Raw genomic sequence first — 13,538 nt, forward strand, 5'->3', positions numbered from 1 at the left:
ATAATCTTCTAACCTTGTTATAGTTACAAAAAATAATAAAACATCCTTTTTTGTTCCACAAAAAGCCATACTAAAATTCTCAAACTATCTATTTCCTTTCTTGACATCTCCCATCAAAAAAGTTAAAACGCTTTCATCCTCAAACTATACTATATAGGGGATGTAGATATGAAATTTTCTAATCGTTTATTGCTATTACTTGCAGGAGTTGTTTTTGTCCTTTTAGCACTTTTCCTATTTACAAACCCAGCAGCTAATCTTGTTGCTTACAGTTGGTGGATTGCATTTGGTTTACTGGTTGCTTCTATAGCAGCTATTTTAGGCTATTTCTCTGTACCAAAAGAGCTTCGCTCACCTGTTTATCTTTTCCAAGGGTTTGTTAATCTTCTCTTAGCTCTTTACCTCGTTGCTTATGGCTTTGTGACCCTGCCGGTCGTCATTCCGACCATTTTAGGAATTTGGTTAATTTTAGAAGCCATTATTGCTTTCTTTAAAGGCAATCGTCTGGGATTGATTTTCCCTATTATTGGTAGCCATATCATGTGGATAGCCTTGCTTGCATTTTTACTAGGTCTAGTGATTCTGTTCAATCCAGTAGCTACAGGTGTCTTTATCGTTTATGTCGTTGCCTTTGCATTTTTAGTTGCTGGCTTCACCTACATTATTGATGCCTTTCGTAAATAATCTAGTTGCTATTTCTATCGCATTCAAAAAAGCTGGGAAATCATATTCTCAGCTTTTTCGTCTCTTTAATTATCACTTTTTCGCATCCCATTCTGCGTAGAATTGCTCTAAGTATTCTTCCAAAAAGTGATGACGACCTATTGCTAATTGCTTAGCATAGTCTGTATTCATCAAATCTTTTAACTTCAACAACTTTTCATAAAAATGTAGAATTGCTGTTCCTTGATTACTTCGATATTCTTCTACCGTCATATCTTCTCGTGGTCGCAAGGCAGGGTCATGAATGGGTCTGCCCGTATATCCAGAATAAGCCATAGCTCGAGCTATTCCAATTGCTCCAATCGCATCTAAACGGTCGGCGTCTTGAACAATTTTCCCCTCCAAAGTGCTGACATTTTTCTGCTGATGTCCACCTTTAAATGACATCGTTGCAATAATCTCCAGTACATGAGCTGTTTCCTCATCTGAAGCCTGATGATTCTGTAGCCATTGCTTGACCTTTTGCAAGCCCACCCCTTCATTCTCATTTAATTTCCCGTCAGCTATATCATGCAGTAAGGCAGCTAGCTCACAAATAAAAACATCTGCTTGTTCTTGTTTGGCAATTTCTACAGCATTGTTTGTGACACGCACAATATGCCACCAGTCATGCCCACTCATCTCGTCTTTCAATTCAGCATAAACAAAATCTCTTGCTTCTTGAAGAATTTTCGCTTGTCTATCCGTTATCATCTATCTCCCTTTTTATTTATATACACAAAAATCTCGAAGTGATTTCGAGACTTTCTTGATTGAATTTATTTCTCAAGCCCAATTGTTTTCATTTTTTGTTGAATTTGTTGGTAGACGTGATTCCAGTCATTTGGATTTGCAATATCTAAATCATCCGTTGCAATTCTCATTTTAGGACTGTAATTGTAATCCTCATACCAATTTTGGTAATGCTTGTAAAGCAGTTGATAGTAGTCAGCGAGTCCATTTTCTTCATTTGGTTGCTCATAATCGCGACCACGTTTTTTGATATTATCCATAATGTGGTCAAAACTACCGTCTAAATAGATCAACAAATCTGGCGCTTTCTTAGACAGACCTTGGATTTCTTCCATCATATTGTCCAAAAGTTCCAAATAGATATTGTACTCTTGCTCACTAATGCTGCCTTTGAGTGTATTGATATAGGTAAACAGAGCATCTTCATAGATAGAACGATCTAGAATATTGTTGTCATCATGATAAGCCGCTTTGATCATTTTAAAGCGTTTATTTAGAAAATAAATCTGCAAAGCAAAACCATACTTATCAGGGTCTTCATAATACTTATCCAAAATAGGATTTTCTTCTACAGGCTCAAAAAAAGGCTGTGTTCCTAATTCCTCGGCTAGTCGATAAGTGTAGGTCGTCTTTCCTACCCCAATCATGCCCGCTAAAATAATCACTATCTTCCTGCACCTCCCAAATCTATCCAATATCAGGTTATCAGCCTCAGCTGAACCACCATATATTGTGCCAAAGAAAATGATAACACAATATATTGATGACGTCAAGATATAAAACTTCTAAATGTATAAACAATAAATAACCTTGTATAAAGAAGCACGATTAACTCCAATACAAGCGTTATTTTTAGGATTCTCCATTCGTGACAGTAAATTTAATATGCGAATAATCTTTTTCTAAATCTTTCCCTTTCAAAAAAGCTGTCGCATCTTTTTTAATCTGAATGAGGTCAATTCCTTGCGCTTGTGCTGCAAATACACAACCACAATAGCATTGGCGGTAAATGTCGTACTCCTCGCACATTTCGACCGAGCGCTTATAGCCTTGATTTTTCTTGAAATCACTAGGAAGATACTGCGTTGCGTAAACTTTCTGCACTTCAATTCCAACGCTATTGATCGTCTGCGAATTTTTATGAGGGCTGATTGTCAAGGCGCTTCCAAAATAGTCAAATCCCAAATCAACCGCCACTTGCGCTGTCTTATCCAAGCGATAATCATAGCAAACTTTACAACGATCGCCACCTTCCGGCTCTTCTTCCAAACCGTGTACTGTTCGGAAAAATTCTTGTGGCTCATAGGGGGCTTCTAAATATTGAACATGATTACCAGTATTTTCATTAAAATCGTGAACAAATTTTTGTGCAACATAGGCACGGCGCTGGTATTCTGCTTTGGGATGAATATTTGAATTGGCAAAATAAACCGTCACGTCCGCATACTGGGTCAAATACTCCAGCGTATAAGTGGAGCAAGGCGCACAGCAGGTGTGCATTAAAATCGTAGGACGCTTCTGGTCCGCCTCCCAAACTTTGACCATTTTTTGCATCACGCGGTCGTAATTGATCTTTTGATTGGGATTCATCTTGCTCAGAATGGCTTCAACATCAATCATCGTTTTCTCCTTAGAAATGTATCACTATTTTACCACAGAAAGGGAGTGGAGACAAATAAGCAAAAGAGAATGGCTTTGTCAAGTGGTACTAATTTATTAAGTAACAGCAATAAATTCCTAATATTCATCGAACATTTTTGGAGCTTCTATTTTTACTTTGTATCCTTTTTGTCTTCTATATGAACTCAAGCTAAAAAAGAGGTTGAGACAAAAGTTCCCAACCTCATGCGTTTTATAGTTTGGCTTGTAAGACGCAGTGGTTGGTTGGATAACCTTATCCCTTGTTATACCGGTGATAGCGGCTATCCTAACCAACTGTGCGGAGGTGAAAGTCAAAACAGTCCTGTGGACTGTTTTAGGTCAGCAACTAGAAATTGGGACTTGCTGAAAAATCAAATTCTTCGAATGATTGATTTCTGTCCCACTCTCAAAATTGAACATGGTTAAGAGCTACATTTCAAAAAGCATTTAACTAGCCACATATTTAGGCATTCTCACATCTCTTTATTATCCAAACTAAACCTACCGCTCAAGATAATTATGGAACGAGTAGGATATTCTGATCCAGAAACTACTCTAGCTATTTATAATCACGTCACAAAAAACGCAAGAAAAAATGTTATAGACGCTCTAAACAAGTTATAATCTTTTGCCCCTTTTTTGCCCCTCCTTGTCTTTAATCGTGTATCAGACAATAGTAAAACCCTTGATATTACAAGGGTTTTAGTTATATATTACATCATTCCACCCATCATGCTTGGATCCATTGCTGGAGCGGGGCTAGCTGGTTCTGGTTGGTTAGCAACAACTGCTTCAGTTGTTAAGATGAGGCTCGCTACTGAAGCTGCATTTTGAAGAGCAGAACGAGTAACCTTGACTGGGTCAATAATTCCTGCATCAATCATATTCACCCATTCACCGGTAGCAGCATTGAAACCAGTCCCTGCTTCCGAATTTTTCAAGCGGTCAATGACGATAGAACCTTCAAATCCTGCATTTAGAGCGATTTGACGAACAGGTTCTTCCAATGCTCGAAGAACGATGTTGCGACCAGTTGCTTCGTCACCTGACAAGTCTAGTGCTTCAACGGCACTTAAAACATTGACAAAGGCTGTTCCACCACCTGAAACAATCCCTTCTTCGACAGCTGCACGAGTTGCATTGAGGGCATCTTCAATACGGAGTTTCATTTCTTTGAGTTCTGTTTCTGTTGCAGCCCCAACTTTGATGACAGCCACACCACCTGACAATTTCGCTAAGCGTTCTTGGAGCTTTTCACGGTCGAAGTCAGATGTAGAACTTTCGATTTGGGATTTGATAACAGCCACACGGTTGGCAATCGCTTCGGCATCACCAGAGCCTTCAACGATAACAGTGCTATCTTTGTCCACAGTTACTTTTGAGGCTTGTCCAAGTGCTTCAATCGTTGCATCTTTCAATTCCAAACCAAGGTCTTCTGTAATCACTGTACCGCCAGTCAAGATAGCAATATCTTCTAGCATCGCTTTACGACGATCCCCAAATCCTGGTGCCTTCACAGCGACTACATTGAAAGTACCGCGGATTTTATTCAGTACAAGAGTTGGAAGAGCCTCACCATCTACATCATCTGCGATAATCAAAAGCGGACGGCTTGTTTTCAAAATATTTTCCAACAAAGGAAGAATTTCTTGGATATTAGAAATCTTCTTATCTGTAATCAAGATATATGGATTATCTAAATCAGCAACCATTTTTTCATTATCTGTTACCATGTATTGAGAAAGATAGCCACGGTCAAACTGCATACCTTCAACAACATCCAGTTCTGTTTCCATTCCTTTTGACTCTTCAATAGTGATGACACCATCATTGCCAACTTTTTCCATAGCTTCAGAGATGTATTCTCCGACTTTTTCAGAACGTGATGAGACAGCTGCAACTTGCGCAATCGCTTCTTTATTAGAAACCGGAACAGAATTTGCTTTTAAGGCTTCAACAGCTGTTGCAACAGCTGTTTCAATACCACGACGAATGCCAATTGGGTTTGCACCAGCCGTTACATTTTTAATCCCTTCGCGGACAATTGCTTGGGTCAACACAGTCGCAGTAGTTGTTCCGTCACCAGCGATATCATTGGTTTTTGATGCAACTTCTGACACCAACTTAGCTCCCATATTTTCAAAATGATCTTCGAGTTCGATTTCTTTTGCAATGGTGACACCGTCATTTGTGATGAGTGGTGAGCCAAATGATTTTTCAAGAACGACATTGCGCCCTTTAGGGCCTAAGGTTACTTTAACGGTATCTGCCAAAATATCAACACCACGCACCATGGCGCTTCTTGCATCCGCTGAAAATTTAATATCTTTTGCCATTTTTACAATTCCTCTTTCTATAAATTTTTATTTATTCAACAATCGCTAAAATATTTGCTTCATTGACAACGAGGTACTTTTCTTCGCCGTCTTTAACATCAATTCCCGCGTGGCTTTCAACGAGAACGGTGTCACCAGCTTTTACTCTTGGCGCAACGAGTTCACCGTTGAGTGTACGAATCCCTTCCCCGACAGCCACAACTTTTGCCGTCTTTGTGGCGTCTTGTCCTGCACCTGCAATGACAAAACCACCAACTTTCTGTTCTTTTTCTTCTATTTTTAAGACCACACGGTCACCTAATGGTTTAAGCATTTGTTTACCTCCAATATCTTATTTTAGCACTCCATTAGTGCGAGTGCTAATATTTACATTTTCTATTGTATCACTTGGTCAGAAATAGTCAAGAAAAAAACTCTGTCAAACGACAAAGTTTTTAGGGGGAAAGCAAATAAATTTTTATCGAACCAATCTTAATTTTTCTTCAAAATCATCAATGACTTTTTTGAGATTCAATCGTCCTTTATAAATACCATAGCCAAAAACGAGCATGGCTAATATTCCCAACACTGCTAGGATCATTCCAAGAACAAAGGCAATGAGATTGATTTGACGGAAAAAATAGACCAGAACAAGACCGATACTAGCAATGGTAAAGAAGAGACTAAACCAACGTCCGAGATTTTCAATCATGTGTTTTTGATATTGAATTTCCGTTTCATAGCCTTGAATCAATTCTTGTTCTGTCATAATTTTCTCCTATTTTTAGTATTTCAATCCTGGGTTGAAGAACCCAACCAATACACCAAGGAAGGCTACTACAACGAGAAGCAACATTACTTTAATTGGTGAAAGGTTTTTCTTCGCCATCAACCACCAGCAAAAGACGATAAACAAAGCTGTCAATAGACCTGGATAAACACCATCTAATTGATCTTGCAGTACCAAGAAAGCCTTTCCTGAAGAGTCTTTCAATTTGAAAGCTGTCTTAACAGGTACCCATGTCGCTGCAACAGCACCGATGACCATACCACCAATGATAGAAACAGACTTACGGATAGCTTGTCCTTGAGGTCCGACAAGAAATTCAACCGCTTTGTCTCCAAGTTCATAGCCTTTAAAGTAGGCAAATTTCATACCAAAGTAAGCGAGCAAGTTCCAAACAACGATATAGAAAATGGCACCAAGTGGCGAACCACCATTTGACAAACCAAGAGCAATACCTAGTATAATCGGAATCAAGGTACCAACAATCAGTGAATCACCAATCCCTGCAACAGGTCCCATCAGACCAGCACGAAGACCGTTGATTGTTTCGTCATCTACTCCATCAGCACCATTAGCACGCGCTTCTTCTAGACCAGCTGTAATCCCTACAATCAAAGCACCTAATTGAGGTTCTGTGTTGAAGAATGCAGTGTAAGTGTGCATTGCTTTGGCTTGGTCTTCTTTTTTAGGATATAATTCTTCCACGATTGGCAGCATTGAAGCTAGGTAACCAAATGTTTGCATATGTTCTTGTGAGAAGCAAGTTAAGTTCCCATAATACCAATGATGGAAAGATTTTCCTAATGTTTTTTTCGTTAATTTAACCATTTTAAATATCCTCCTCATCGTCGTCATCATCAAAACTTGCACTTGCGGCTGCTTGTGCTCTTACATTTTTAGCCATTTGAATTTCATAGAATAATACTGCGAAAATCAATGAAATCACTGCACAAGATACAAGGTTAAGTCCTAGTGAAGCTGCTAATGTAAATCCAACAAAGAATGGAATGAAATCGACAGCTTTTTCAACAATTTGTTTCAAGAGGATTGCAATTCCGACACATGGAAGGAGAGAACCAACTGTGAAGAGGGTTTTCATTGGAATACCGTCCAATGGAAGTGCCGTTTTTAAAGCCGTAACTGCATCTGCACCTAATTTACACATAATGAGGGTTGGCAAGAATGAGAATACCAAGTGTGAAATCCAAGGAAAGCCCCAGTCTACCATATACAGGCGTTTAAATTCACCTTTTTCAACAGCTTTCCAACCAATATGTTGCCAAAGCAAGTTCATGGTAGCTGTACCATAGAAAAGAACTGTACCAACTGTACCAACGAGTGTTCCCATTGATTTAGCCAAGTTAGCAGCGTCTGCAGAGTCAAGTGATAGTCCTTGCGATTGAATAGCTACCATTGCCAACGGAATTCCAATATAAGAAACCGCACGAACGTCAGCCGAAACCGTACCACCAGGTGTTACCAAAGCGATATAAACGAGCTGCATTGCAACCCCACAGATGATACCTAATTTCACATCTCCTAGGATCAGTCCTGAAACTAAGCCACCTACAAGTGGGCGTCCAAGAGTATAGTTACCAATGGAAGTACCACCTAAACCAGGCATAGATGACAGACAGGCAAATAACCCTAGTAAAGCGGCTTGAAACCACGAAATTGTCATAATAAAGCCTCCTTAATGCTTATTATATTTTTTTAAAAACCAAATTTAGATTTGAAATCGTCCCAGTAGCCAATAGACACATCTGGCAAGAGTTGGAATTTCACTTTATAGCCAGCTTTTTGAATCGCTTCAAGCGCTTCCGCTTCCTCTTGTGTGATGGATTGGTTATTTCCTAATTTAATAGCTCCTGGACGGTCATTGGCTGGACCAACAATAATTTCTTTGATATCGCCAGGCACAAAACCTTGATCAACTAGTATTTCTTTCATGTCAATTGGATTTTTAGTAATCAAGAAATAGCGACTATCGGAATCCAATACCTTTTGTGATTTTTCTTTCCATGCTTCTTTTGTCCAAACGAATGTTTTTTTATCAGAAGCTGCTTTGTAGGCTTGTTTCAAAACTGCATTTCCTGCTGCAGCATTATTGACAGCAACTAAGCCGTCACAAGGATATTCTTTTGCCCAACGAGTTACTGTTTGACCGTGAATCATACGGTCATCAATACGTACAAATGAAATTGTCATGATAAATCTCCTTTTATTTCTTCTTAAATGTCATCTTCGTCATCTTCATCACTAGCAGTCACATCAAATTCTTGCAGAGCTGCAGATGCTTCTGAGAGAATGGCTTGTGCCAAGTCTTTTCCTTCCAACATATCTTTCATTACTAAGCCTGTGAGTGCCATTGTCAAATTGAGACCACCAAGTACGACTGCCGTGTTTAACTTACCAAGTTCTGACAAAACGTTGCAAGCTGTCGTCAAAGGGCTTCCTCCGACAATGTCTGCCAACACCAAAACCGTATCTTCTGTTCCCAGATTTGCTAATGCTTGACGAAAGTCAAGAGCGAAATCATCAACGGATTTGCCTTCTTTTAGACCTACTGCAATGACTTGGTCGGTCTTATCACCAGCAAACATCTTCAATGAGCTTTGCACACCTTCTGCTAGTCCACCATGACTGACTAGTACTAGATATTTCATGTTCTTTCCTCCTTCATTTCTGTCTTTATTTTACTAAATATGGAACCGGTTTCACATTGTCAAATGTCACTTTGTAAAGATGACATTTGTTAGTTAAAATATGACAAATGTCATATAGTTTTTCAAAAAGAAAAATAGCCAGCTTTGAGCTAAATCTCTCATCTGACTATTTTGATATTTATTCTTCGTTAAATCTCTATTTGCCTGTTTCTTCCATTTCCCTTTGAATACTTGGTAAGATACTGTCTATTTCATTGTTTTTGAGAGCATTTCCTAGTAAATAATCCAGTCGTTCCAAAGAATGATAATCTAAGTCTCTGCTAATATCTAACACCGAATGCTTCATCATATGATCCAGTCGTTGCGATGTCAGCGAATCCAACCCAAAATCATCTGCCTGTAAAATCTTTTTCGTCTGACTGCTTTTGACAACTGATGTCAAGACAGAGGTCCCTTGTGATTTTGCAAATAGTTCTTGCTGATTTTTTTGATTTTGACACAGCAATTTCATAAACTCCCAAGCTAATTTATCCTGTTTTGTCTTTGAAGACATAGCAAAAAGAGACGTTTTCACTTGTGTTGCAGGAATGCCCGCTTTAGCGGCTGGCATAGGAATACAGGTCCAAGAAAATCTAGAATATTTTGCCACATGATAGGGATAGGGTTTATAGGTTCGATATTGAGCCAAACTCATGGGATAAAAGGCTACCTTACCTTCATCAAAATCATTTGACGTTACCTTGTACCGTTGATTTAATGAATCCAATTTACTGATAAAGGAGAGTGCTTGATGCATTTCCACACTATCAACATTGACACCACTTTGATTTCTCAAATGCCCATTATAAGCTACCAGAGCCTGTTTCCAAGTATAATCCGTAATGCCATACTGGTCAATCAAACCATCACCATTTGTATCCTTTGTGACTTTTTGACAAATTGCATATAAGTCTTCTAAAGTCCAATTGGAATTAGGAATCGAAATGCCTTCTTTTTCCAGCAAATCCTTATTGACACACATCATGATAGGATTGCTTTCAATCGGTAAAGCATAACTGTGTCCCTGATATTGCCCAGCTTGATAAGCAACTGGATAGTAAGCTGCAGCCTCTTTCTTACTAATCAAAGAATCCAAGGATTTAAAAGCCCCAGAAGTCGCTAACATAGAAAAATCATTTTCAGGCACCATAAACACATCTAGTTGTTCACCTTTTAGAATCTTTTCTGCTAGCCAATTGTCATAGTCCTTTTTAGGAATGCCGCTCTCATAGACGACTTTGACATTGGGATGTGACTTTTCAAATTGGCGGATAATATTGTCTAATACTCTATTCTCACGACTATTCGGAACGTCCCAGCTGCTGCCTGCATACACTCCAATTCGCAAAATCTTTTTTTGATTGGAAGTCCATAAAACAAAGCTAAGGGTCACTAAAAGGAGAGCCGAGACGAACATCGTCAAATACCTCATCCGCCACTTCATTTGTCATTGTCCTTACTAAAATCACGTTGGGTAACACCTGTCTGCACAGCCCAAATAGCTAATTGCGTGCGATCTCGCAAATTTAATTTCGCCAGAATGCCTGACAAGTAATTCCGCACTGTCCCTTCAGACAAGAACAACTTCGCTGCAATTTCCTTGTTTGAAACTCCAAAACCAATTTGTTGGATAATCTTCCACTCAGTCTGACTCATGTCTTCCACATTTTCTTCGGCAACAGAAATAGCAAAATTGGACTGTGCCATTTGTGAAAAGATTTTAAACACTTTGGTAGCAATGTTAGGGTTAATCATAGCACCACCTTTGTAAACCGTTTGAATGGCTTGGTGCAATTCTTCAGTAGAAACTCCTTTTAAAATGTAACCAGAAGCGCCATATTTCAATGCCGAAAAGATGAAATCATCATCATCGAAAGTTGTTAGAATGATAATTTTGATATCTGGATATTGTTCTTTGACCGCCTTTGTACAGAGAACGCCATCCATAACAGGCATTCGAATGTCCATCAAAATCACATCTGGATGTATATGGTGAAGTTTTTCGAGCACTTCCTTGCCGTCACCGACTGTTCCCACCACTTCAATATCTGAATGAGCCGATAAAATAATTTGTAAAGACTCACGAATCAAGGCTTGATCATCTGCAATTAAAACTTTAATCATTCTTTCCTCCTATTTTCGGAATTTCAATATAGGTATAGAAACCGTTGCGATTTTCAAAATGAACATTCCCACCAATAATCGCCAAACGCTCCTGCATTTGTTTGAGACCGAAACCATAGTGAAGCTCATCAAAGCCGACCCCATCGTCTTGTATGGTCATGATATAATTTTCTTTTTCCAATAATTCAATCCAAATCGTCTTGGCATGTCCATGCCGTACCGAATTGGTAATGGACTCTTGAATCACCCGAAAGACAATATCTTCTTTTGCAACATCCAAATCAATCGTGTCCCATTCATAGAGAAAATTAATTTCTAAATTGGAAATGGCTTCATATTCTCGAATAATTTTGAGCAATGCTTCTTTTAAACTATTGTTTTCTAGAGCGCCGGGACGCATTTTATTGAGCGAGCCTCGCACATCACGGATACCGTCTCGCACAACCACAGAAACATTTTCTAACTGCTCCTTAGCACGATTTTTGTCAATATCCACCAAAACCTTAACCGCATCAATCCCAGCTGAAATTCCTGTCAAAGCATGCCCTAATGTATCATGGATTTCTCTGGCAATCCGCTTTCTTTCACGGTCTTCCGCAATTTTTTCAGATAAGGCTAAATAACTATTTAACTCACGATTGGCTTGCGCTGCCATCCGCAGCTCTTCTTCAATATGGTGCTTTTCGGTCATTGCAGATAAAATATAGAATAGCAAAGAAATCATAAAGACAACCAGATTTAGTGAAAAGAGAAAATTCTTTCCAAAAAGGAGTGCCATGCGAATAGATTCTGGACAAAAACGAATATAAGTATCTAACGAAGGCAATTTAACAAAAAGCGACATCAAGTCATAGTTGGACAAGAGCAACATACTAAAGCTCAAAACGATAAAAGAAAACCAATATTTCCGATCTTTGGAGGTGTTAAATTCCTTAGAACCGTAAAAAATATCTGCAAAAACCAATAGAATCAGACCATTATAAGAAGAATGCAAGACAGCAAAAATAACCAACATCAGCAAAATCTCAATAATAGTTACTTTATCATAAACAGATAGCTGATTTGGATGCTTCTCACGGTAATAAAAAACCAACAATAAGCAAACATAAAAGGCAATCGACATCCAAAAACTAAAGCTCGGCGAGCCTGGGATAGCATCCAAACGTCCTAGCAGTGAATGAGCATAGCCTTTTGCCACTACGTAATTCGTCGCAAAAAGATAAATAGAGGCATTATAAACAATGGCAATAAAATTGATGACCATTAAAGCAATTTTGCTATAAAAAATACTTTTATTTCGTCTCATTATTGCCACCCTGTAATTGTATATTGCCCGATATTATCTTTATTCACCAAATGAACAGGAATGAGATATTCCTCTTTGTAAGCTTGATGCTTCATCATGCGCTCAATCACTTCTGTCACCTTTCTGCCCATTTGAATCGGAGACTGAGCAACCGTTCCTTGAATATCATTGGTGTTGGCAAGGAAATTCTTAATATCAGGCGAGCCATCTACGCCATAAATTGCGATCTTATCTGTCACACCTTGATCTTTTATAGCCGCGAGAGCTCCGATAGCAGCACGATCATTTAAAGACATCACGACGTTAAATTGCATTCCTTCGTTCAATGCTTTTTTTACTTGAGGCATACTTTCTTCCGTTTGCCCCAATGTTTCCCGCTCAGAAACCACCTGATAAGCAGGATGCCCTTTAATCGTATCTAAAAATCCTTGAATCCGATCCATCGCAGACACAGCGTTATGATGTTCCAACAGTAAGATATTCGCACTTGACAAACGTTTCATCATGTCTTTAGCTATCAGCACACCGGCTTGATAATTGTCTGACACAATAGTAGTATCAACTTTAGCATCTTTGCTAACAGGTGCATCCACGACAATAATCTTGATTCCCGCTTTTCTGGCTTTATTTAAAGAAGTCAGAATCTTTGGACTGTCACTCTTAACTGGGTTTATAACAATCACATTTACTCTTTCTTGAATAAAATAATCAATCTGTTGGCTTTGCTTGTCTTCGTCTAATTCTGGGTCTCGCACATAAAGCCGACTTCCTTGTTGATTGGTTTTTTTCTCAATTTCAGCATTTAAGGTTTTATAAAAATCATTGTTCATCGTCATATAGGTCGCTCCTATCTTGACCTGCTTGCTATCTGATGAATTCCCTTTTACATAGAGGAAAACTAAGCCAGCCAATACAAGGACAAACAGAAAAAATAATAGATATTTACGATAATAGCGATATTGCTTTTGTCCTTTACCTGCTCCCATTTTTTCTCCTTATCAACATCAGTCTTAAACAGAAGACTCTGTTTTATCTAGGTTTATTATATTATATTTATACAAAAAAGCAAAACCTCGCCAAGAAAAAGAAGTGTAAAAAACTTGAAAAATCCCCCTAACTTCCTTGTTTTTAAACTCAAGTTAAAACTAAATGCAATTCTCAGACTGTTGACTTCTATCTTCCCCATATTATTCATACATCATTGA

The 13,538-nt window shown here is 38.6% G+C and carries 15 protein-coding genes and 1 pseudogene; 2 read left to right on the top strand and 14 right to left on the bottom strand.

Annotated elements, in window-relative coordinates; all coding sequences use genetic code 11:
• The first annotated feature begins 168 nt into the window (after positions 1-168).
• The gene (locus RG565_RS06085) at positions 169-684 is read left to right on the top strand and encodes a DUF308 domain-containing protein (protein ID WP_247937350.1); all 516 of its coding nucleotides are present in this window, start codon (positions 169-171) and stop codon (positions 682-684) included.
• A 72-nt stretch (positions 685-756) separates the two neighbouring features.
• On the opposite strand, the gene RG565_RS06090 is transcribed toward RG565_RS06085, so the two are convergent.
• The 3 genes from RG565_RS06090 to RG565_RS06100 all read right to left on the bottom strand — a co-directional run bounded on the left by RG565_RS06090 (position 757) and on the right by RG565_RS06100 (position 3,075).
• Positions 757-1,416: an HD domain-containing protein gene (locus tag RG565_RS06090; protein WP_126406305.1), complete on the bottom strand. Its 660-nt coding sequence runs from the start codon at positions 1,414-1,416 to the stop codon at positions 757-759.
• A 65-nt stretch (positions 1,417-1,481) separates the two neighbouring features.
• On the bottom strand, positions 1,482-2,120 hold the full coding sequence (locus RG565_RS06095) for a deoxynucleoside kinase (protein WP_247937351.1): 639 nt from the start codon (positions 2,118-2,120) through the stop codon (positions 1,482-1,484).
• Positions 2,121-2,307: 187 nt separating this feature from the next.
• Positions 2,308-3,075 carry an epoxyqueuosine reductase QueH gene (locus RG565_RS06100; RefSeq protein WP_247905889.1) on the bottom strand — a complete coding sequence of 256 codons (768 nt, stop codon included), beginning with the start codon at positions 3,073-3,075 and terminating at the stop codon, positions 2,308-2,310.
• Positions 3,076-3,537: 462 nt separating this feature from the next.
• Here RG565_RS06100 and RG565_RS06105 point away from each other — a divergent pair.
• Positions 3,538-3,720, top strand: a pseudogene (locus RG565_RS06105) (tyrosine-type recombinase/integrase); the annotation flags it as partial.
• An 89-nt stretch (positions 3,721-3,809) separates the two neighbouring features.
• Here RG565_RS06105 and groL read toward each other — a convergent pair.
• The 11 genes from groL to RG565_RS06160 all read right to left on the bottom strand — a co-directional run bounded on the left by groL (position 3,810) and on the right by RG565_RS06160 (position 13,319).
• Positions 3,810-5,432 (bottom strand): chaperonin GroEL, encoded by a 1,623-nt coding sequence (gene groL, locus RG565_RS06110; protein ID WP_049513151.1) that lies wholly within the window; start codon positions 5,430-5,432, stop codon positions 3,810-3,812.
• A 31-nt stretch (positions 5,433-5,463) separates the two neighbouring features.
• Positions 5,464-5,745, bottom strand: a complete 282-nt coding sequence (gene groES / locus RG565_RS06115) for a co-chaperone GroES (RefSeq protein ID WP_247937352.1) — start codon at positions 5,743-5,745, stop codon at positions 5,464-5,466.
• A gap of 144 nt (positions 5,746-5,889) precedes the next feature.
• A complete protein-coding gene (locus RG565_RS06120) occupies positions 5,890-6,180 on the bottom strand; it encodes a DUF202 domain-containing protein (RefSeq protein WP_126406299.1) in 291 nt (96 codons plus the stop codon).
• Between the two features lie 15 nt (positions 6,181-6,195).
• A complete protein-coding gene (locus RG565_RS06125; protein WP_003035287.1) occupies positions 6,196-7,026 on the bottom strand; it encodes a PTS system mannose/fructose/sorbose family transporter subunit IID in 831 nt (276 codons plus the stop codon).
• Between the two features lies 1 nt (position 7,027).
• Positions 7,028-7,879: a PTS sugar transporter subunit IIC gene (locus RG565_RS06130; RefSeq protein WP_020999457.1), complete on the bottom strand. Its 852-nt coding sequence runs from the start codon at positions 7,877-7,879 to the stop codon at positions 7,028-7,030.
• 32 nt (positions 7,880-7,911) lie between these two features.
• On the bottom strand, positions 7,912-8,406 hold the full coding sequence (locus RG565_RS06135) for a PTS sugar transporter subunit IIB (protein WP_003030874.1): 495 nt from the start codon (positions 8,404-8,406) through the stop codon (positions 7,912-7,914).
• Between the two features lie 23 nt (positions 8,407-8,429).
• Entirely contained in the window at positions 8,430-8,864 is a 435-nt protein-coding gene (locus tag RG565_RS06140) for a PTS sugar transporter subunit IIA (protein WP_003028528.1), read from the bottom strand.
• Between the two features lie 196 nt (positions 8,865-9,060).
• Positions 9,061-10,347: an ABC transporter substrate-binding protein gene (locus RG565_RS06145; RefSeq protein ID WP_247937353.1), complete on the bottom strand. Its 1,287-nt coding sequence runs from the start codon at positions 10,345-10,347 to the stop codon at positions 9,061-9,063.
• Positions 10,344-11,027: a response regulator transcription factor gene (locus tag RG565_RS06150; protein WP_126406285.1), complete on the bottom strand. Its 684-nt coding sequence runs from the start codon at positions 11,025-11,027 to the stop codon at positions 10,344-10,346. The genes RG565_RS06145 and RG565_RS06150 overlap by 4 nt, the downstream gene beginning before the upstream one ends.
• Positions 11,020-12,333, bottom strand: coding sequence for a sensor histidine kinase (locus RG565_RS06155; protein WP_247937354.1), 1,314 nt, complete (start codon positions 12,331-12,333; stop codon positions 11,020-11,022). Before RG565_RS06155 ends, RG565_RS06150 begins: the two co-directional genes overlap by 8 nt.
• Entirely contained in the window at positions 12,333-13,319 is a 987-nt protein-coding gene (locus tag RG565_RS06160; RefSeq protein ID WP_247937355.1) for a sugar ABC transporter substrate-binding protein, read from the bottom strand. The genes RG565_RS06155 and RG565_RS06160 overlap by 1 nt, the downstream gene beginning before the upstream one ends.
• Between the last annotated feature and the right edge of the window lie 219 nt (positions 13,320-13,538).

It is taken from the genome of Streptococcus sp. IsoGale021 (assembly GCF_031142795.1).
Taxonomy (GTDB): Bacteria; Bacillota; Bacilli; order Lactobacillales; family Streptococcaceae; genus Streptococcus; species Streptococcus hominis.

Excerpts from the sequence above, each read along its gene's own strand:
- RG565_RS06085 (WP_247937350.1), top strand. The coding sequence starts at position 169 with ATGAAATTTTCTAATCGTTTATTGCTATTACTTGCAGGAGTTGTTTTT.
- RG565_RS06090 (WP_126406305.1), bottom strand. The coding sequence starts at position 1,416 with ATGATAACGGATAGACAAGCGAAAATTCTTCAAGAAGCAAGAGATTTT.
- RG565_RS06100 (WP_247905889.1), bottom strand. The coding sequence starts at position 3,075 with ATGATTGATGTTGAAGCCATTCTGAGCAAGATGAATCCCAATCAAAAG.
- groL (WP_049513151.1), bottom strand. The coding sequence starts at position 5,432 with ATGGCAAAAGATATTAAATTTTCAGCGGATGCAAGAAGCGCCATGGTG.
- groES (WP_247937352.1), bottom strand. The coding sequence starts at position 5,745 with ATGCTTAAACCATTAGGTGACCGTGTGGTCTTAAAAATAGAAGAAAAA.
- RG565_RS06120 (WP_126406299.1), bottom strand. The coding sequence starts at position 6,180 with ATGACAGAACAAGAATTGATTCAAGGCTATGAAACGGAAATTCAATAT.
- RG565_RS06125 (WP_003035287.1), bottom strand. The coding sequence starts at position 7,026 with ATGGTTAAATTAACGAAAAAAACATTAGGAAAATCTTTCCATCATTGG.
- RG565_RS06130 (WP_020999457.1), bottom strand. The coding sequence starts at position 7,879 with ATGACAATTTCGTGGTTTCAAGCCGCTTTACTAGGGTTATTTGCCTGT.
- RG565_RS06135 (WP_003030874.1), bottom strand. The coding sequence starts at position 8,406 with ATGACAATTTCATTTGTACGTATTGATGACCGTATGATTCACGGTCAA.
- RG565_RS06140 (WP_003028528.1), bottom strand. The coding sequence starts at position 8,864 with ATGAAATATCTAGTACTAGTCAGTCATGGTGGACTAGCAGAAGGTGTG.
- RG565_RS06145 (WP_247937353.1), bottom strand. The coding sequence starts at position 10,347 with ATGAAGTGGCGGATGAGGTATTTGACGATGTTCGTCTCGGCTCTCCTT.
- RG565_RS06150 (WP_126406285.1), bottom strand. The coding sequence starts at position 11,027 with ATGATTAAAGTTTTAATTGCAGATGATCAAGCCTTGATTCGTGAGTCT.
- RG565_RS06155 (WP_247937354.1), bottom strand. The coding sequence starts at position 12,333 with ATGAGACGAAATAAAAGTATTTTTTATAGCAAAATTGCTTTAATGGTC.
- RG565_RS06160 (WP_247937355.1), bottom strand. The coding sequence starts at position 13,319 with ATGGGAGCAGGTAAAGGACAAAAGCAATATCGCTATTATCGTAAATAT.